This window comes from Methanofollis ethanolicus (genome assembly GCF_001571385.1).
Lineage (GTDB): Archaea > Halobacteriota > Methanomicrobia > Methanomicrobiales > Methanofollaceae > Methanofollis > Methanofollis ethanolicus.
Genome location: NZ_BCNW01000001.1, coordinates 1380252 through 1397993 on the forward strand (window position 1 = coordinate 1380252; position 17742 = coordinate 1397993).

At 62.4% G+C, this 17742-nt stretch carries 28 protein-coding genes; 4 read left to right on the forward strand and 24 right to left on the reverse strand.

Going from position 1 to position 17742, the window contains the following annotated elements:
• Nucleotides 1–7: 7 nt before the first annotated feature.
• From psmB to MEFOE_RS06820, 4 genes are all read right to left on the reverse strand, one after another.
• Nucleotides 8–649 carry an archaeal proteasome endopeptidase complex subunit beta gene (psmB, locus tag MEFOE_RS06805; protein WP_067050108.1) on the reverse strand — a complete coding sequence of 214 codons (642 nt, stop codon included), beginning with the start codon at nt 647–649 and terminating at the stop codon, nt 8–10.
• 71 nt (nt 650–720) lie between these two features.
• Entirely contained in the window at nt 721–1581 is an 861-nt protein-coding gene (locus MEFOE_RS06810; protein ID WP_067050111.1) for a CBS domain-containing protein, read from the reverse strand.
• 20 nt (nt 1582–1601) lie between these two features.
• Nucleotides 1602–2027 (reverse strand): universal stress protein, encoded by a 426-nt coding sequence (locus MEFOE_RS06815; protein WP_067050114.1) that lies wholly within the window; start codon nt 2025–2027, stop codon nt 1602–1604.
• Between the two features lie 40 nt (nt 2028–2067).
• Complete coding sequence (locus MEFOE_RS06820; RefSeq protein ID WP_067053078.1) at nt 2068–3102, reverse strand: amidohydrolase family protein; 1035 nt, start codon at nt 3100–3102, stop codon at nt 2068–2070.
• Between the two features lie 51 nt (nt 3103–3153).
• Between MEFOE_RS06820 and MEFOE_RS06825 the strand changes: the two genes are divergently transcribed.
• The gene (locus MEFOE_RS06825; protein WP_067050118.1) at nt 3154–3312 is read left to right on the forward strand and encodes a preprotein translocase subunit Sec61beta; all 159 of its coding nucleotides are present in this window, start codon (nt 3154–3156) and stop codon (nt 3310–3312) included.
• 709 nt (nt 3313–4021) lie between these two features.
• Here MEFOE_RS06825 and MEFOE_RS06830 read toward each other — a convergent pair.
• Nucleotides 4022–4762 (reverse strand): coenzyme F420-0:L-glutamate ligase, encoded by a 741-nt coding sequence (locus MEFOE_RS06830; protein ID WP_067050120.1) that lies wholly within the window; start codon nt 4760–4762, stop codon nt 4022–4024.
• Nucleotides 4763–4878: 116 nt separating this feature from the next.
• Here MEFOE_RS06830 and MEFOE_RS06835 point away from each other — a divergent pair, with 116 nt between their 5' ends.
• Together MEFOE_RS06835 and MEFOE_RS06840 are read left to right on the forward strand one after the other, a co-directional pair.
• A complete protein-coding gene (locus MEFOE_RS06835; protein ID WP_153015891.1) occupies nt 4879–5070 on the forward strand; it encodes a hypothetical protein in 192 nt (63 codons plus the stop codon).
• Nucleotides 5071–5206: 136 nt separating this feature from the next.
• Nucleotides 5207–5476, forward strand: coding sequence for a DUF1922 domain-containing protein (locus MEFOE_RS06840; protein WP_067050126.1), 270 nt, complete (start codon nt 5207–5209; stop codon nt 5474–5476).
• A 1-nt stretch (nt 5477) separates the two neighbouring features.
• Here the strand turns inward: MEFOE_RS06840 and MEFOE_RS06845 are convergent, their stop codons facing one another.
• Genes MEFOE_RS06845 through MEFOE_RS06935 form a run of 19 tightly spaced genes read right to left on the reverse strand, consistent with a single transcriptional unit; the run spans nt 5478 to nt 16484 of the window.
• The gene (locus MEFOE_RS06845; protein WP_067050129.1) at nt 5478–5627 is read right to left on the reverse strand and encodes a DNA helicase PriA; all 150 of its coding nucleotides are present in this window, start codon (nt 5625–5627) and stop codon (nt 5478–5480) included.
• On the reverse strand, nt 5627–6397 hold the full coding sequence (locus MEFOE_RS06850; RefSeq protein ID WP_067050133.1) for a formylmethanofuran dehydrogenase subunit C: 771 nt from the start codon (nt 6395–6397) through the stop codon (nt 5627–5629). The genes MEFOE_RS06845 and MEFOE_RS06850 overlap by 1 nt, the downstream gene beginning before the upstream one ends.
• On the reverse strand, nt 6397–8097 hold the full coding sequence (locus MEFOE_RS06855) for a formylmethanofuran dehydrogenase subunit A (RefSeq protein ID WP_067050136.1): 1701 nt from the start codon (nt 8095–8097) through the stop codon (nt 6397–6399). The genes MEFOE_RS06850 and MEFOE_RS06855 overlap by 1 nt, the downstream gene beginning before the upstream one ends.
• Nucleotides 8094–9389 (reverse strand): formylmethanofuran dehydrogenase subunit B, encoded by a 1296-nt coding sequence (locus MEFOE_RS06860; protein ID WP_067050139.1) that lies wholly within the window; start codon nt 9387–9389, stop codon nt 8094–8096. Before MEFOE_RS06860 ends, MEFOE_RS06855 begins: the two co-directional genes overlap by 4 nt.
• Nucleotides 9386–9787 carry a molybdopterin dinucleotide binding domain-containing protein gene (locus MEFOE_RS06865; protein ID WP_067050142.1) on the reverse strand — a complete coding sequence of 134 codons (402 nt, stop codon included), beginning with the start codon at nt 9785–9787 and terminating at the stop codon, nt 9386–9388. The genes MEFOE_RS06860 and MEFOE_RS06865 overlap by 4 nt, the downstream gene beginning before the upstream one ends.
• Nucleotides 9784–10389: a 4Fe-4S binding protein gene (locus tag MEFOE_RS06870; RefSeq protein WP_067050146.1), complete on the reverse strand. Its 606-nt coding sequence runs from the start codon at nt 10387–10389 to the stop codon at nt 9784–9786. The genes MEFOE_RS06865 and MEFOE_RS06870 overlap by 4 nt, the downstream gene beginning before the upstream one ends.
• A gap of 5 nt (nt 10390–10394) precedes the next feature.
• Nucleotides 10395–11480 carry a hydrogenase large subunit gene (locus MEFOE_RS06875; protein WP_067050149.1) on the reverse strand — a complete coding sequence of 362 codons (1086 nt, stop codon included), beginning with the start codon at nt 11478–11480 and terminating at the stop codon, nt 10395–10397.
• Nucleotides 11477–11935, reverse strand: a complete 459-nt coding sequence (locus MEFOE_RS06880) for an NADH-quinone oxidoreductase subunit B family protein (protein ID WP_067050152.1) — start codon at nt 11933–11935, stop codon at nt 11477–11479. The genes MEFOE_RS06875 and MEFOE_RS06880 overlap by 4 nt, the downstream gene beginning before the upstream one ends.
• The gene (locus MEFOE_RS06885) at nt 11932–12321 is read right to left on the reverse strand and encodes a hypothetical protein (protein WP_067050155.1); all 390 of its coding nucleotides are present in this window, start codon (nt 12319–12321) and stop codon (nt 11932–11934) included. Before MEFOE_RS06885 ends, MEFOE_RS06880 begins: the two co-directional genes overlap by 4 nt.
• A complete protein-coding gene (locus MEFOE_RS06890; RefSeq protein ID WP_067050162.1) occupies nt 12318–12566 on the reverse strand; it encodes a hypothetical protein in 249 nt (82 codons plus the stop codon). Before MEFOE_RS06890 ends, MEFOE_RS06885 begins: the two co-directional genes overlap by 4 nt.
• Entirely contained in the window at nt 12563–13405 is an 843-nt protein-coding gene (locus MEFOE_RS06895) for a respiratory chain complex I subunit 1 family protein (RefSeq protein ID WP_067050164.1), read from the reverse strand. Before MEFOE_RS06895 ends, MEFOE_RS06890 begins: the two co-directional genes overlap by 4 nt.
• 2 nt (nt 13406–13407) lie before the next feature.
• Nucleotides 13408–13611: a hypothetical protein gene (locus MEFOE_RS06900; RefSeq protein ID WP_153015892.1), complete on the reverse strand. Its 204-nt coding sequence runs from the start codon at nt 13609–13611 to the stop codon at nt 13408–13410.
• A 5-nt stretch (nt 13612–13616) separates the two neighbouring features.
• A complete protein-coding gene (locus MEFOE_RS06905; RefSeq protein ID WP_067050170.1) occupies nt 13617–14273 on the reverse strand; it encodes a hypothetical protein in 657 nt (218 codons plus the stop codon).
• Nucleotides 14266–14859: an EhaG family protein gene (locus MEFOE_RS06910; protein ID WP_067050174.1), complete on the reverse strand. Its 594-nt coding sequence runs from the start codon at nt 14857–14859 to the stop codon at nt 14266–14268. The genes MEFOE_RS06905 and MEFOE_RS06910 overlap by 8 nt, the downstream gene beginning before the upstream one ends.
• Entirely contained in the window at nt 14856–15305 is a 450-nt protein-coding gene (locus MEFOE_RS06915; RefSeq protein ID WP_067050178.1) for a DUF2106 family protein, read from the reverse strand. Before MEFOE_RS06915 ends, MEFOE_RS06910 begins: the two co-directional genes overlap by 4 nt.
• Entirely contained in the window at nt 15302–15538 is a 237-nt protein-coding gene (locus tag MEFOE_RS06920; RefSeq protein WP_067050182.1) for a DUF2107 family protein, read from the reverse strand. The genes MEFOE_RS06915 and MEFOE_RS06920 overlap by 4 nt, the downstream gene beginning before the upstream one ends.
• Nucleotides 15528–15767, reverse strand: coding sequence for an EhaD family protein (locus MEFOE_RS06925; RefSeq protein ID WP_067050185.1), 240 nt, complete (start codon nt 15765–15767; stop codon nt 15528–15530). The genes MEFOE_RS06920 and MEFOE_RS06925 overlap by 11 nt, the downstream gene beginning before the upstream one ends.
• Nucleotides 15760–16011: a DUF2109 family protein gene (locus MEFOE_RS06930; protein WP_083523366.1), complete on the reverse strand. Its 252-nt coding sequence runs from the start codon at nt 16009–16011 to the stop codon at nt 15760–15762. Before MEFOE_RS06930 ends, MEFOE_RS06925 begins: the two co-directional genes overlap by 8 nt.
• Nucleotides 15999–16484 carry a hypothetical protein gene (locus MEFOE_RS06935; protein ID WP_067050188.1) on the reverse strand — a complete coding sequence of 162 codons (486 nt, stop codon included), beginning with the start codon at nt 16482–16484 and terminating at the stop codon, nt 15999–16001. Before MEFOE_RS06935 ends, MEFOE_RS06930 begins: the two co-directional genes overlap by 13 nt.
• A gap of 216 nt (nt 16485–16700) precedes the next feature.
• Between MEFOE_RS06935 and MEFOE_RS06940 the strand changes: the two genes are divergently transcribed.
• Entirely contained in the window at nt 16701–17702 is a 1002-nt protein-coding gene (locus tag MEFOE_RS06940; protein ID WP_067050191.1) for an AI-2E family transporter, read from the forward strand.
• Nucleotides 17703–17742 lie beyond the last annotated feature (40 nt).

Below are 17742 nucleotides of genomic sequence, written 5' to 3' on the forward strand. Positions count from 1 at the left end.
AAAGAATTTAGTGGGCTAATTCTGGGCTGTTTCCTTTTGTGACCTCAACAGCACGTTCTTCATACTTGTCTTTCATGATGACGACAACACTGATATCCTCGCCCGACGCCGAGTCACGGCGCATCGCAGCCTTCAGGGCCCGGATCGCAAGTGTTGCAGCCTGTTCTTCGTCCATGCCGGCCGTGAAACGGTCTTCAAGTACGCCGTACGCCATCGGCGAGCCCGATCCGGTCGAGACGATGTCGTCTTCCTTCGAGGCGCCTCCCATGGCGTCGACTGAATACACGCTCGGGCCGTTCCTGTCCACGCCACCGACGAGGAGCTGGACATAGTACGGGTAATACCGGTTCTGCTGGAGATAGTTGGAGAGGAGTGTCGCCGCCGCCACAACCGTGATGGTTTTCCCGTGGCGGACCTTGTAGAGGTTACACTCAACCTGCATGAGACGGGCGAGCTGCTGGGCGTCGCCGACGCCGCCGGCGGTCGTCATCCCGATGCGATCGGCGATCTGGTAGACCTTCTTTGCCTTTTTGCTGGCGATCAAATTACCCATCGTCGCACGTTTCTCGGTCGCAAGGACGATGCCGTCATGGAATACGAGCCCCACTGTCGTGGTGCCCTTTAATATTTCCTGATTAATCTCAGGCATTGGAATACCCCCAAAAATTACACGCTAAAAGTTGGTAAAAGCGTTATCTGTTATAAGGGACACGAAGAAATTTAAAGGTTGTTGTTCCCGGGTTCCTCACAGAGCACCCTGATGAGGTCGCGGTCAAAGAGCATGGCGATGAGTTTTTTGTCGCCGTTGACCACCGGGAGCTGGTCGAGACGGGAACGCTTCATCAGAAGAGCGCACTCGCTCACCGTTGCGTTCTTCGGGACGGTGATCACGTTTTTGACCATGGCCGTCTTGACCGGTCTTTCCGGGAGTTTCACCTTCGAGACACCGTAACTGATGACATGCATGTCCCTGATGCTCTCCCATGTCCACTCGTCGTCGTCGGTCCCGTTCGAGAAGTCGGAGACCTCGACAGAGTCCTCGATATGCGAACTGCGGATGAGATCGCGTTCTGAGATGATCCCTGCAACCCTGCCTTTGTCGTCCATGATCGGGACGGCCTCGACGTCGGAGATCTCCATGATCCTGCCGACGAGGGGGAGGGGCGTCTCTTCCCAGAGGGCAAAGGTGGTACTCACGCAGTGGTCCTTGATCTCGTCCTTGATCCTGAGCTGGGCAACGGAGGCAATGATGTCGGCGACGCTGATCAGGCCGACGAGTTTCCCGTCGTCGTCCACGACCGGCAGCCTGCGGAAATTGTCCTTGCTCATCAGGGTGGCGGCTTCGACAATGGTGGCGTCCGCCCGGATCACGATTGGGTTGTGAGACATCAGGAGGGCGACCTGGGTCTCCTCCGACTTTCTGAGGAGGTCTTTCCTGGTCACCACGCCGACGACCTTTCCTTTTTCAAGGACCGGCACGCCCGAGATCCCGGTCCGTTTCAGGATCTTGAGGATGTCGTCCCGGTTGCTGGGTATTTCGACAGAGACGACATCCTTTGTCATGTAGTCGATGACATGCATGTCATCTGCCGTTTCGGGAATTATCTCACCACCATTGTTGTGCACCTGCTGTCCTGGACGACATGGGCGGACACACTGCCGAGGAGCAGACGGTCGATGCCGCTCTTGCCGCGTGACCCGATGACGATCAGGTCGGCCTGCAGTTCTTCGGCAAGGGCGAGGACTTCGGTCCCGGCGTGTCCGTCCCTGAGATGGGTGACGATGGATATCCCTTCGGCGGCAGCCTGTGCGGTGCTCTTCTCAAAGATCTCCCGGCCTTCCTTCTCCAGCAGGGAGTAGATGACTTCCATGGTATTGTCCATGGGAAGGGATGAGAACCTGCTGGTCTCGACGACGTAGATCACGTGAAGCGCGGCATTCCACATTTTCGCCTCCGAGAGAGCGACCTCGAATGCCTTCTGGCTTATCTCTGACCCGTCGACGGCGACGACGATTTTCTGGAACATAACTGCACCTCCAAAAATGAAACTTGCAACATAATTCCTTTTATGGATTTATAACAGTTTCTAGGATGGCATTTCCGTCCACTCTCCGGACGATCGAGGCCAGAGGGTCTGTGCTGAACCGGAGATTCGCAGATCCGGGGTTTATTATGACAAAATTCGCACGATTCCCTGTGTCCAGGAGGCAGGATCTGCCCGCGAGGGCGGCGCCCCCGACGGCGGCGCGCAGCACCTGATCGGCAGGGAGGCGCGAGACTGTTTCGCAGAATGCCATATCGCGGAGCATGTCGGGCTGGACGAACATGACGTTGTCGGTGCCGAGGTAGAAGGTGCAGCCGAGTTCGGCCATCCGCCGGAGGGGCGGGTGGTCCTGCCCGCGGGTGACGCCGAGGATCCAGTTCGAGCGCATGCAGACGGCGATTGGTGTCCCTGCATCGGCGATCGCCCGGAGTTGTCTGTCGGTGGCATGGGTGCAGTGGACGAGGAGGTCGGGCTCGAAGGCGAGGGCGCCGTCGATGTCGTCGGGGTCGCGCTCCCCGGCGTGGAAGGCCACTTTCTTTCCGGCGGCCCGTGCGGCGGCCACCTGCGCCTCGACGCCGGCGACGTCCCTGACGCTGCTGATCCCGATGCCGTCGGCCACCATCTCACCTCCTTCGCGGCCGAAGATGACGGGGGTTGCCGCCTCGCCGCGGAGCGCCTCTCTCAGGGCCGACACCCCGTCAGGGCCGCCCTCCCTGAAGTCGGCGAAGCCTGCCGTGCCGGTCGCCCGCATGGCCCCGATGCTCGCACGCATGCCTGCGACGAGACGGTCTCGCGGTGTTGCCGCGAGGATGCGGTGCTTGAGGCCGTGCGGCGGGGTGACAAGTGCGGTGAGGTCGCCGCAGGTGGCGCAGTCCATCGCCACGGTGTCGCCAAGGTGTGTATGGGCGTTGAAGAATGCGGGACAGATCCAGAGGTCCGGTGCGGCGGGGTCGTCCTCGACCTTCGTGATCCTTCCGTTTTCGACGACGATCGCCACGCGGGACGGCTCAAAGTCCGCGCCGAGGAGGGCCAGGCCCCGGTACACCTGCTCGTGCATATCCATCCGTTGACACCGATTTTATATATATTGAATGAGAAACCAGAACCCATGGCAAAAAAGAGTGGCGGGCGGCTTGTATCGTCTGCAGGTCTCGTGAACTATTATGACAGCGAGGACCGCCGGGCGTTCCACATCAACCCCACCTATGTGCTCGCAATCGCGGCAGCGGTCGGGGTCTTCATCTTCGTGTTGAACACCTTCTACTGAATACCTTTTTTTCGGGTCGGCGGCGGCCCTGGATTTTCGTCGGGCGTGACGCAAGAGGGGGTGCTGTTTTTTTCTGCGCTGCGCGGGATGGGGGGTGCGGTGAGGCACGGACTTCCCTGTATACGTCACCCGGAACACCGAGGGCGGAGTGTCGTTATGATACCGATACTGCCTTCCCGCCACTCTCCGCTGGGGGACTGCCGCCCCCAGACCCCCGAAATTAGGATAGGACGGGGGAAGGGTGAGCAGGATATCCCGAGGAGGGAGATAACCGTATCCCCGTCTATCCTGAGTGGGGTGCGAGCACAAGCGAGCATGAGAAGATCGAAGATCTTCGAGGGCCGGGGGCAACGAGCGATAGCGAGTTCGAGAAAATCTTTGATTTTCGAGTGACGACCGAAGGGAGTCGAGAATACGGGAAATGCAAAGCATTTCCCTGTTCACGCACATCTTCGATGTGCAACGCACGGAAGATCGAAGATCTTCCTGTTCCGGTAGATCTCCGATCTGCCAGGGGTCGAAGACCTTTGCTGTAGTCCCCCGGAGGAGAAAACCGATCTACTGCCTTCCCCCCATCACCCGACAGGGACAGGAAGATTGCAGAGAGGGGGGCGCCATCGTTTCGTCAGATGCGTGATGCCCTTCAGACCATGCAGAGAGTTTCCGATCTCATGGCATCCGATCCGCCGTCCCGCCACGAAAAAAAGGTTTAGTTCCGGCCGAGCGACTGCCTGATGATATCTTCCTTCTTGCTGAAGTGGAGGCTGTCGTGCCCGGCCCACGCCCCGCAGTTTCTGAAGACGACCGCGGGGACGCCGTTGTTGCTCTCGCCCATCATGAAGTTCGAGAAACCGGCGATCTCGTCGATCACCGCCTCCTCCGTGATCTCCAGGGTGTGGCCGAAGAGGTCGTGGTCGCCGCGGAAGTCCCGGATCGCCGTCATGCCGCTCCACCCGATAGCGACGCCGGTCTGGCCCCGCCTGAACGAACGCCCGCAGGTGTCGGTGATGATCACCCTGACGTCCTTCCCGCAGATCCGGCCGATCTCCCGGCGCATGCCCTCGGCGGCGCCCATCGGGTCGGGGGGAAGGCGGATGATCATGCCGTCCTCGATATTGGAGTGGTCGATGCCTGCCCGCACGCCCACGTGGCCGGTGACCGTCTCAGAGAGGATGAAGGGTTCTTCCAGGATGACGTCGGTCGTGTCGTCAAGGACAGCCTGGACGAACCGCGGGTCCTCACGGGTCTTTTGGGCGATGCGCAGTGCGTTTTCCGAGGGAGCGATCTCGTCGAGCCTGCGAATATGCCCGTGCGCCTTGGAGTAGACCGAGGAGGCGATGCAGAGGATGTCTCCGTCCTCGAAGGCGATCGTGCTGCAGATCATCTCAGCAAGATGGTCCCCGGGATGGATGATAGGAAGGCCCACAACAGGGATTACCTGGATGTGCATAAAGATCAATCCGCCTCCTCTGGACTAATACTCATCGGTCCCGGCCTGACGGATACCTTTAATACCACCCTCTCTCCCCTCTGGTGCATGCGGGCGGGGATACCGTCCGCGGAGGTGTGAAAGAGATGACCTGGTACAGTTATGGAGCGCAGATCAAGGAAGAGATCCACCGGGGGAAGAAGTACGGCCCGGCCTTTACGAGGGGGGGAGAGATGGCCGCCGAAGCCGCAGGCCCTGTACGGGTGGAGATCATCGTCCACGGAACAGGCGGTGCTGCCGGAAAGAGAGGGCGCCTCTGGCGCTGGTAGGACGGCCGGATACGCGGGAACAGGATGGGTCGGGTGACACTCCGCGGCTGCGCTTTTGTCCGCGTGGCGATAGACCCCCATCCTGTTCCGGTGCAGAGAGGAATCTTTTTCACAGAGCAGTGCCGATCTCCCCTTGATGTACCACGTCATCCGCTGTCCGGGGTGCCTCACCTTCACCTACGTCGATCCCTACCAGCGGTGGAAACTCTGCCATGTCTGCGGCGAGGTGATTGACGTGACCCGGTCCGTCGTCTATCTCGAAGCTGAGGACCACCGCGACGCGGAGACCATCGTCTGCAAACTTGCGGATTTTCTTGAGGACACCGGCAGAAAAGACCTGAACGATGCGGAAAAAAGAAAATTGCGTTCCGAGTACGCCCGGTGGGTCAGGAGCAGAATGGCCTGAGTCACCAGCGCTTGCCGCACTTCGGGCAGAGCATCGTCACCTGCCGCCCGCAATAGGAGCAGAATATCCCCCTGCGCTCGGTATATTCGAGAGGGCGCCCGCACTTTTTGCAGTACAACGGCGCCTCATAACCGCATGCATGCCGGATCATTACTCCAGATATTGAAAACTCCTGATGAAAAGTCTTCCCTTTCCTCTGTTTGCGATATCCCCGACAAATGCGGTGAGGGTTCTGCCGTCAGGGCCGGCAGTCTCTCCGGTTCGCTCGAAGGTCGGGATCAGGTCGCGGACCGTGCCGAGGACCGTGCAGGTGCCTGCTTTCATATTCCCGCAGGGACGGGAACAGTCGCCGCCGATGGTGAGCGTCCCGCCTCTCATCTCGGCACCCGGCATGTCCCCGCAGTTCCCGTGGATGACCACCTCGCCGCCCGAGAGGTGTTCGGCGGCAAAGTCGCCGGCATCCCCGAAGACCTCCACCGTCCCCCCGGCCATCCCCTTCTTCTCGCCGCGGTACCCGGCGGCGCAGTAGTGGCCGGTGTTCCCGCGGCAGATGACGGTCCCGCCGTGGAGTTCGCGGGCACACCATCCCGCGGCATTGCCCCTCACTTCGATAGTCCCGGCCGACATGAAGTTGCCGCAGTGCATCCCGATGTCCCCTTCGACCGTGATCCTGCCGCCGTCCATGTACTCGCCGACCCGTTTCACGCGGGAAGTGTCGCCGCGGAGGACGACCTCGACCTCGTCGGCCGAGGCGGCCTCTCCCTCGACGACGACCTCGAAGAGATCGGCGAGGCGCCGCGCCTTGTTCCCCTCGTAGACGGTGACGTCCGTCCCTTTCATGAGAATGGAGGGGACAATCTTCTCGGCCTCGATGGGGATGTACGGGTTCTTCCGCTCCCGCATCGAGAGAGTGATCCGCATCAGAAGACCGCCTCCGTCTCCATACGCAGGCTTCTTTTCAGATACTCGTCCTGCACCGGATAGTTGCTCATCCGCACCGAGTAATAACGGTCGAACATCTTCACGAACTCTGTGTCCTGGCTGATGTCGTGGCCGGGCCCCATCTTCGGGTCGACCCAGATCGTCGTGTTCTCACCGTGGACCAGGATCTCGCCGTCCCGCGTGACCGGCCGTCCCCGCTTGATCGTATACTTCGTCCGGGAAAAGGCGTCGATCACTTTCCTGTACTCCTGTGCGGGGTCGACCTCACCGACCCGTATCGGATAGACCGCGATGTCGGCCTCGGCCCCGAGGCCCAGGTGGCCCTTCCCGATGCCGGTGATCCCGAGAGCCTTCGCCTGCCCTGCCCGCGTCATGACGGCGATCTCGTTCCAGTCGAGTTCGCGGTCAAGGGCCGGGAGGACGACCCGTGACCCGGTGTCCGGGTGGACAGTCGCGAACTCGGCGTCACGGTATTTCTTGCTCATCAGGAGGGCGATGATCTCCGGGTACTTCACGAACGGCGCCCCGTTCGGGTTGTCGGTCGTGAGCATGCACTGCCAGGGGTTCTTCACCAGCAGGGCCAGTTCCAGACCAATCGCCCACATGATCGAGTTCACCAGGTTCTTTCTCCGGTAGAAGACCGGGATGATCCCCGACCCTGTCTCCAGTTCGACATCGTGGTTGCTCCACTTGTCGTGGTGGAGGCGGTACAGGTTGAACTCCATCGGGCCGTCCGCGGTCATCGTCGTCGTCTTCCCGAACATCACCTGCCCCATGTCGATGACGATCTGGGGCAGGTTGTTCACCGTGTACGCCACCGGTTCGGCCTTCGAGCAGAAGGTCTTCCAGTCGGACCCGCCGTAACTGTGGAACTGGACATGGGTGGCATACAGGGTCTGGCGTTTCTCATTGAGGTCGGGGATCTGGTTGAAGGTCCCGAGCGTGCAGGCGTAGTTGCCCGGGTTGCCCAGGTTGTTGCAGTGGAGGTGGACAGAGTGGGGGAGGCGGAGGGTCTCGCAGGCACGGATCATCGCCTGGATGATCTCGATCGGGGTGACCCCGAAGTTCGGGACCTCGTCGTTGATGCAGGTCAGGTTCTTCCCGAACCCCCATGCCTCGGTGCCGCCGGGGTTGGTGAGTTTGATCCCGAAACCCTTCACCGCGGAGAGGGTCCAGCCGACGATCTCAGCGACCCTGTCCTGGTCGCCGTCCCGGATCGCGTTCATAACCCCCCAGTTCCCGTCGAAGAGGGTGTTTGCCATCATGTCCTGGAGGGGCGTGGCCGAGAACTCCTCGTGGGTGTGACGGGCTTCGAGGGGCGCCATCGCCCCTTCGAGGAGGGTGGTGTAACCCATGACGGCGTAGCGGTACGAGTTCGCGTAGGTCGTCGGGACAGAGTAGCCCGATGTGGCGTGCTTCACCCCGCGCCGCGCCTCCCTGCCTGCCCGCATGTCCTCGGGGCTCATGTACCGCCCGAAGTTCACCTTCGTGCCGCAGACATGGGTATGGGAGTCGACGCCGCCGGGGAGAGTGAGGCAGCCTCTGGCATCGATCACGGTCGCCTTCGGGCCGACGTCCTCGACGATCCTGCCGTCCCTGACGGCGATGTCCATGACCTCGCCGTCGATATGGTTGATCGGGTCGATCACATAGGCGTTTTTGACGAGTAACTCGCTCATGGATGTCTCACCTCCTGCACCTTCTCGAAGATTCTGCCGATGACCTCGGTGTCAGTGGGATAACCAAGGTCAAGGAATGTCTTCACATGGATCGGGACGCCGTCCATCCTGTAGGCCGTGCCCGAGGCGTCGATGCCGGTGACGGCCGTCGGGATCTGGCACCGGCAGAGGGGCGTCGTCACCGTCCGCGCCGGGTCGATGAGCACCGTCGGGATGGATGTGAGGTGTTCCAGGCATTTCCGCGGGAAGTGGGCACCGGGATCGCTTGCCACGATGAGACAGGCGTCGCACTCCTTCCGTGCCAGGATGTCCACCGCCGTCGTCTCGCCGGGGTTGTAGAAGGCGATCTGCCGGGAGAAGTCGACAGCATAGGGGTATCCTGTCATCCAGGTGAAGACTTCGTTCGAGCCATAGACATTGTAGTGACCCCGCAGGGGCGTCAGGGTGAACTTCGTGTACCTGTTCAGTTCGTCCACCAGTTCAATGGCGTTCCTGATGTTCTTGTACCGGCCCGGCGCCATGGTCAGGCCGACGCCGAAGAAGAAGGCGCCGAACTTCGCACTCTTGCACATCTCCGCGATCTTTTCGAGTTGCTCCTTCGTCACGCCGGCGACGGTCGGCGGCACGACGTCGCCGCGTCCCCGCACGATCGCCCGCAGGGCAGAAAAGACCGCATAGTCGCCGCCCGGTGTGATCTGCACGAACTCATCGGCGATACTCGCGGTCTCGGTCTTCCTGACGTCCACGACGATGAGTTTCCTCTCCCTGAAGGAGTTCTGGAGGAAGAAACCGTCGGCATAGGTGGTGTACCGACTCATGTGCCGCGGGTGGGCCTCGGTCGGGTTGCAACCCCAGTAGATGATCAGGTCGGCCCTGTTCTTCACCTGGCCGAGGGTGCACCCGGGATGGCCGACTTCCTGGATGGCCAGGATGGAGGGGCCATGGCAGACCGAGGTGGTCGAGTCGATGACGCCGCCGAGGAGTTCGGCCATGGAGACGCCGAGGCCCTGGGCCTCCCCCTGCGTGCTCGACCAACCGTACAGCAGGGGCCGGTCGGCGTCGAGGAGGACGCCGGCGGCGTACTCGATCGCCTCGTCATAGGTGGCGTCCCGCCACCCTGCGCCGTCCCGCATGATCGGGCCTTTCAGGCGGTCCATCGAGGCGTTCATCAGTTTGTGGGTGCCGAGGGTGCAGGCATTGTCCACCCGCACGACCGCGTTCCCCTCGGTCTCGACGACGATATCGTCGCAGAGGCAGCCGCAGAAGGGGCAGACCATGTCGGTGTGGATCATGACGTCTCCTCCGGGGAATAGGCCGCCCCGCCGATCTCGTCCATCAGATCTGCAACGGTCGGCACCTCCCTCAGGGTCGGTTCGATCTCGACTGTCATGGTCTTGAAGTCAGGCATCCCTGTCCCGTGGGTCTCGCCCCCGAGGATATGGTTTGCATAGGGACCGAGAGGGACAAAGACCATGCCGCGTGGCGTCCCCTCGGCCGGGACGACCGAGAGGACGACCTCGCCTGCCGGCCCCCTGACCTGGAGGTGGTCCCCGGCCTCGACGTCGAGGTCCATCATGTCGACCGGGTTCATCATGCAGCGCGAGGTCGCCCGGGCATACTCTGCCCCGGCCTTCCTGTCGAGCCCGATACCCTGTGCCGCCGTCCTGCCGGTGTTGAAGAGGAACTTCATTCTTCCACCCCCTGCCGCCCTTCGGCGACCCGTGCAATCCTGATCGCCCTGGTCGGGCAGACGCTCTCGCAGGTCTTGCAGCCCGTGCACTTCTCGTCATGGACGACCCAGAGGTTGCCGTTGTGGATCTTCATGATCACCTCGTCGTTTGCCGAGGTGCCGCCGGCACCGAGTTGCGGGTCGGCCTCCTTGTTCACCGGGCAGGCGACGACGCAGTTGCCGCAGCGCACGCAGGTGTCGGGGTTCACGGTCACCTGGTACCTGACCGTGATGTCGGTCCCATCGCGTTTTTGCGTCTCCAGCACCCGTCCTGCGTCGAGGACGTCCTCGGGACAGGCCTCGACGCAGAGGCCACACCTGATACAGTGGCCGGGGTAGATGTGCGGGGTCCAGGTCTCGCCGTCGCGCAGCACCTCGATCGCGCCCGGCGTCGGGCAGATCATCATGCAGGAGAGACAATGGGTGCACTCCTTCCCGGTGAGGGCCGGATAGCCCCTGAAGTACGGCGGGTCGACGAGGGGCGCCGTCTTTACGAAGAAGAAATCTTTGAGCCAGTCGGCCCGGAGAAATTCCCGCAGATACCAGAAGATCGAGATTCCCATGCCTTTTACCTCTCATTGCACGCGATGCAGGGGTCAGAACTGATGAAGGTCGAGGTGACGTCCGCGATCGACGTGACGCCCTTGAGCATGTAGTGCGTGCAGGCGTCGATGTTCATGATCGACGGCGTCTGGATGGCGATCTCCTCGACCCGCCCGTAACGGTCGGCTTTGACGAAGTAGGTGAGTTCGCCCCGCGGCGCTTCGCCTGAGTAGCGCACCTCGCCGCCCTTGCAGATGCCGCCGCCCCGTATCGGCCCGTCGGGCATCATTGCCAGGGAGCGCCTGATAAGGCCGATGCTCTGCTTCAGTTCCTCGAACCGCACCATGATCCGTGCATAATTGTCTCCCTCATCCCGTACGATCGGGGAGAAGCCGATCGCCCGGTAGGTCGGGTGGTTGCTCCGGCAGTCCACGGCGATCCCGCTTGCCCGCGCCGTCGGGCCGACGGCATGGGCTTCGAGGGCCTGGTCCTTCGTGAGAATGCCGACGCCTTTGCTCCTGAGGGCGATCATCGGCCCGGTCTCGAACATCTTTGCGTAGCGAGTAAGGTTTGTGTCGAGGAGGTCGAGCGTCTCCCTGATGATTTTTTCGTCTGCGGGCCGCAGGTCGTAGCGGACGCCGCCCGGGATCATGTAGGCGGTGTTCACCCGGTTGCCGGTGAGACGTTCGAGCATGTCCAGCACGTGCTCACGCTCGTTGAGGAGGTACATGCCCAGGGTCTCGTGCTCGATGGTGTAGCAGTACGAGAAGTTGGCGATGAGGTGGCTTGCCATCCTATCGAGTTCATTGGCGACCACCCTGAGGTACGCCGCCCGTGGGGGTGGCGTGATCCCGGAGATCGTCTCCATTGCCTCGATGAAGACCATGTTGTGGACGACCGAGCAGATCCCGCAGACCCGTTCGGCAAGGAACATTACTTCCTGCCAGGGCCTCCCCCGCATGATCCGCTCGATCCCTTTCTTCATGTAGCCCATCTCGACCTCGGCGCTGAGGACGTGCTCTCCTCTGGTCTCGCACTTGATCCTGACCGGCTCCTTCCAGCAGGGGTGGACAGGGCCGATCGGTATCGCTACATCGACCGTTTTTTTCATTGTTTTTTCTCCTCGTAGTCTGCAAAGATCGTCGGCGCGAGCGAGAGGATCGCCCTGATGATCTCGGTTGGGCGGGGCGGGCATCCCGGGACGGATGCGGCGATCGGGATGTGTTTCGAAGCAGGCGGGTTGACGTACCCCCCCTCCCTGTTGAAGACGCAACCCGAGATCGGGCAGTTGCCAATGGCGATCGCCACCTTGGGTTCAGGGATCTTTTCCCAGAGACCCTTGAGTTTGTCCTCCCACTGGGGTGTGCAACACCCGATCACCAGGAGGACGTCTGCTTCTCTCGGGTTGTTGTGGACATAGATCCCGTACTGTTCGAGGTCGTAGCGGGGGGAGAGGCATGCGAGCACCTCGATGTCGCAGCCGTTGCATGACCCTGTGTCCACGTAGGCCACATGGATCGAGCGCGACCGCACGGCGTTCTTGAGTCTCTGGAGCAGGTCTGTCATGGGGCGATCACCTCCCTGAGGGCTTTCTTTCCTTCTTCGACGGCGGCGTCCAGGGTCGCGCCGCCGTCTGCGAGGGTGCGGGCTTTTTTGTATGCGGCCTCCATCTCCGCGGGCGTGAAGACGGCGATCTTCCGCACGAAGAGGTCGCAGCCGAGGGCGGCGGCAAGGGCGTCGTCGCCTGCGGGAATCGCAAGCGCGGCCTCCCATCTCGCGGGCATGTTTTCGAGGTTGGACATGTCGAGGCGCTCGATGAGGTGGCGCCTGAAGACCTGCACCCGCACGCCGAGGCGGGCGGCCATCGCCCGCACCGTCCGGTCCTGCCGCGGCGCTGTGAGAATGTTGTACTTCATGGGGCGGAGGTCTTTTTCATAGAGGTATTCGGTCACAGGACACCTCCTGTTTTCAGGAGACCGTACAGGAGGAAGAGCCCGACGCAGGTCCAGAGAAGGGCCATCTCCGTCTTCTTCAGTCTCCGATCGTCCCCTGACCCGAAGGCGATCCCTGCCGCCGCAAGGAAGAGGGCGGCGGCGAGGGCTATCGGGGCGGCGGACGGGCGCTGGACTGCCTGGACGACAAGGATGGCGCCGTAGACCGCCGCACTGGAGGCGACGGCGTTTCTGATCAGAGTCATGGGATCACCCCCGCGAGAAGGACATAGACGACGATGAGGCCGGCCACCCCGATCTGGATGGTGACCGTGTCGAAGGGGGAGAGCATCGGCGTCAGTGCGCAGATGAACGAGAGGGAGAGGAGGAGGAGCACCATCGTCACGGCCGCAAGGAGGAGGGGCATCGGCGCCAGGAAGATGAGGATGAAGGCGTACAGGAGGACGAAGGTCTTGAGCGCGAAGGCCGCCTCCAGTCCGGCACGCCAGACCCCGAAGTGCTCGGTGACATTGCCGCTCACGATCTCCTTGCTCTCGATGACGGCGAAGGGGCTGTAGTGCATCTTCGCCAGCACGACGATGTAGAGTGCTGCGGCCGCCGGCGGGGCCGCAAGGAGGAGGGGGCCGTGCGCCGCCTGCCATGTCTGGATGTCCGAGATCATCAGGGATCCGGTGACGAGGTACACGGCGGCGATCGTGGCGAAGAGCGGGATCTCGGAGGCCGCGGACATCACCGACCTGATCGCCCCGAACTTCCCGTACGGCGACCCCGAGGAGAGGCCGAGGCCGTGCTCCACGATCTTGTGGAGCATGTAGACGGCGAAGAGGAGGAGGAGGCTCCCGCCGGTGACGAGGATGAAGAGGGCGGTGCTCCAGACGGCGATGGCGATGAGCACCACCGCCACGAAGAGCGTCTCGCTGGCCGTGGCCGGGACCCAGGTCTCCTTGAAGGAGAACTTCAGGACATGGAGGATCTCCTGCCAGACCGGGGGGCCGGGCCGTCCCTGTACCCGTGCGATCGCCTTCCTGTGGATGCCGTGGAGGAGAAGTCCGGCGAAGACCGCGAAGATGAGATATTCGATCATGTCTAGTACCCTATGAAAGGGGTGTCCCCCTCTTTTTCTGCTGCATTCCACCACAGGCCGAGGGCGACAAGGAAGAAGGGAAAGGCGACGACGGTCAGCACGATCGAGACCCAGGTCTCGACAAGGCCGAATCGCCACGCCGCCGAGGAGGCGACGCAGACCATGCCCGCCGCCGCCGTCACCGCACGTGCAGTCTGTTTTTTCATTGTCATCACACCGTCAGGGCGATCTCCACCACTCTGAGGAAGAGGAGGAGGGAACTCACATGGATCATCAATACGTAGGGGGCGCCCGGCGCCCGGGTGATCTCGGCCTTCCCGATGTAGAAGGGCGCCATGCCCTCTCCCATCACGCCGACCACCAGGAACATCTTCGCGAGGAGGGGCACGGCCCCGGCCCCGGCGAGCGCCCAGATCGAGAGAGTGCCTGTCGCCGCAAGCGCGATCGCCGCTCCGCCGAAGAGGGGCACGGTGGCGACCATCGCCACGATCCCGTACTGGTACGCGGCCTCCAGGACGTGCCTGTTCTTCACCGCGGCCACGATCCCGATGTTCGTGATCCCGATCATCGAGCTGAAGAGGGTGAAGTTGAAGAGGTCGCCGGAGACCATTGCCCCGAGGGTCGCGAGGCCGCAGGCGATGGCCATGAACCTCTGGAAGCGGAGTTGTTCCGGCGGGATCTCCTTCGTGTAGTAGGCGTCGCCGCCGAAGACGATGTCCACCGGCTTTTCCGGGCGGCTGATTATCGCGAGCCCTGTGAAGAGGAGGGCGAAGACGAAGAGGACGGCCGTGTACACGCTGAAGTAGTCGACGATGTCGCCGAACTCGACAGCCAGCAGTTCCGCCCCTTCGATGGGGAGGTCAAACATCCCGACCACCCCGCATTGTGCCGACAAGTGCCATCTTTGCCATCACCTTGAGGAGGATTGCGCCGCCCGCGATCATCACCGCGAAGAGCCAGTACTGCGGCGCGATCATGAAGACGAAGAAGGCGACGATCCAGAGCGCCCAGGCATAGCCCGAGGCCGTCTCCAGGATTGCGAATGCCTCGTCGTGCCCCTTGCAGAAGAACCAGAAGAGGAGACCGAGGCCGGCCACCGCACCGCCTGAGAAGCCGGAAAGGACGATGCCGTAGATTACGAGGCCGGCGGCGAGGATCGCGGGGGCGCTGTCCATCACCTCGAGGTGCATCATCCTCTTCGGGGCTGCGGTCAGCCCTTCCTTGACGAGGTAGACCTCGGAGAGGGCCATCAGTTCTGAGATCCCGACCACCAGGCCGGGCAGGATCAGGGCCTCGGCGAGGTCGGTCGCCACCAGGGCGATGATCGCAAGTCCGGTGATCTCGGCGAGGTCGGTGAGGAGGAGGCGGTGCAGGTCGTCCTTTTCAAGCACCAGCGCTATGAAGGCGACCGCGACCGCGACCAGGACGGCCGGAAGGGCGATCTCGTAGCTCATCCGTCACGCCTCCTGAAGAGATAGGAGGCGATCGCAAAGGCCGTGAAGAGGATGCTCGTCTCGACGATGGTGTCGAGCCCCCGCGTGTTGTACAGGATTTCGTCGATGATCCCGCCGGGGTGGGAGACGATCGTCGTCCCGAGGTGGGCCGTGGTCTCTGCCAGGAAGAGGGAGAGGGGCGTGAGGTACGCCGTCACGTAGCCGAGGTAGGGCGAATTCTCAGGGTACTGCGCCGCCACCGTCGTCGTGTTGAAGGGTTCGCCGCCCCGGTCGTACGGGTCGAGGTGGCTCGCCCGGTCGATCGCCTTCGGGTACAGGGTGTCCCCGTGATAGACGATCGCGGGGAGGGAGAAGGCCCCGATGATGAGGACGAGGAGGACGAGCACGGCGTAGAGGAGGGTGAGGTTCTCGTATTCAGAAAGGATCTTCGATATCCTGCTGATCATGGCGCTTCCCTCCTCTCGACCACCCTGACCATGACGAAGGTGGAGATGGCGGTTACGGCTATGAAGGTGAGGAGGGCGAGGGTCTCGTCGTACGCGAGCATGACGAGGAGGAGGCCCCATCCCGGGATCTCCAGGCTGATGATCCTGGAGAGATAGGTCTTCGGCCGCGGGAAGGCGGCGGCGACGGCCCCGATGATGAGGATTGCGAGACCGAGGATGAGTTCAGGCGCCATGTTCGTCCCTCCTCCAGGCGAGCGCGAGGACGAAGATCGTCGTGATAGGTGCGAGCAGGGCGACGGCGACGGCGACGTCGAGGTAGCCCCGGTCGACGATGAAGGGCATGATCCCGCCGATCATCACGCCGAGGGCGATGAGTTTGTCGAAGGGGTCGCGGGAGACGGCGGTGGCGACGGCCCCGAGGAGGGCGATCGCAGCGAGGACGACCTGCAGGAACTCAATCATGCTTCACACCCCCGGCCTTTGCGCTTGCAATGGCGTTCGCCTCCAGGGTCGAGCCCACGAAGTAGGCGGCGGCCGCAAGGAGGGAGAGGGGGTGGTCGATGAGGAGCACGATGATCCCGGCGACGGCGAAGTTCATCACATTCAGGTACGGGAGCTTCAGGTAGGTCTCCTTCTCGGCGAGGCAGCGGACCGCCGCAAAGAGGGCGACAACCCCGCAGACGTACAGGGCGATCAACTCCGCCACCCCCAGATGCGGGCGAGGAGGCGGCTTGCGTGCCTGTGCGAGAGGCCCTGGATGGTCAGGATCGCGATGACCATGCCGGCGATGAAGTTCTCCGGGGCAAAACCGATGCCGGCGAGGCCGGCGACCATCAGGCTTGCAAGGACGGCGCCGGTGGTGCCGGCATAGCCCGGGTCATGGCAGATACGGTTTCCGACAAAGACAAGGGCGGCCGCTGCAAGTCCTCCGGGAAGGCCGGCGACATAAACCCCGCACGCGGCGAGGAGGGTGCCGGCCGAGGCGTCGGGCGAGGAGACGATATTTCCCATCATCGTCCCGCCCGCGAGGGCACCGCCGTGCTCCTCGATACTCTGGCCGATGGCCGTCGCACCGCTCACGCCTCCTTTCTCCGGCAACCTGAAGGCGATATCGACGGTGACGAAGAGGACCCAGCAGAGGACGGCAGCGATCACGATCTGTTGATAGTCAGCAAGCATCTCCTCTCTCCGCGTCTATTCATTTAACCTAATTAACCGGAGCACACCCATAAAGATTTTTATACGGTTTTGTAAGAGTCAAATTCGGGCGTTTCACGATTGATTGAGGTATTTGCGACCATCCTATAAGAAATTTCAGATGACGGCAGTGCCGGAGGCCGTCTCCCGCCTCCCATACTATTTTATTCCTGTCAGGGCCGTATCTCTGTATATTCCATGACGCACGACCGCCTGACCCTCATCCTCGTCTTCGCCGTTTTTGCCGTCACGGCCCTCGCCTTCTGGAACCTCCTCTGGGTGGTCGTCATTGCCGCGTCCCTTGCCGTCGTCATCCTGCCCCTGAAGAGATGGTTCTGCCGGTGGGTGGGGGAGGAGATGGCGTCCCTCCTCACCGCCGTCGCCGTATTTCTCGCCCTTACGGTCGCGGTGGGTTTTACGATCGCCGTCCTGGCCCTGAACGCCGATTATCTCGCCGGGATCGTGCAGGGGATCCTCGCCTGGATCGGGGCCGAGGGGGAGACGGCTGTGGGGCCGGTCCAGTCGGCCGGCATCGCCGCCTGGGCCGGGGAACAGGTCGCCCGTTTCGGCGACTGGGCCGGAACATTCGCCTCCGAGGTGCCGATGCTCGTCATCGATGTCATCGTCTTCTTCCTCGCCCTCTTCATGTTCGTTTTCCAGGGCGAGGCGGTCGCCGCGGAGGTGACGGCCGCCCTCCCCGCCCGCCTGCGGGCCACGGTCGAGAGGATGACCGCCACCTCGGTCGACACCCTCTATGCGATCTATATCGTCCACGTGGCGACGGCGGTGATCACCTTCTTCCTCGCCATCCCCTTCTTCTGGCTTCTCGGCTACGACCATATCATCTTCTTCTCGGTGATGGCCGGGATCTTCCAGCTCATTCCGATACTTGGGCCTTCCCTGATCATGTTCTTCATCGGCATCCACGCCCTTTCCCTCGGCGATGTCAGGGGGGCGGCCCTGGCGGCCTTCATCGGCTACCCGATCGTCTGCGCCTTCCCGGACCTCTACTTCCGCCCTCTCATGATGGGCAGGCGTGCCGCGATCCACCCGGTGATCATGTGGATCGGATTTTTCGGCGGCCTCGTGACGATGGGCATCGTCGGCTTCGTTCTCGGCCCTCTCTTCCTGGCGCTCGCCGTGGCGGGGTACCGGATCTTCATCGAGGAGATGGAGGACGCGAAGGGGGCGGAGGTGTGAGACTTCTGTCCTGCATGCCCATGCTTTGAAAACGATCCCC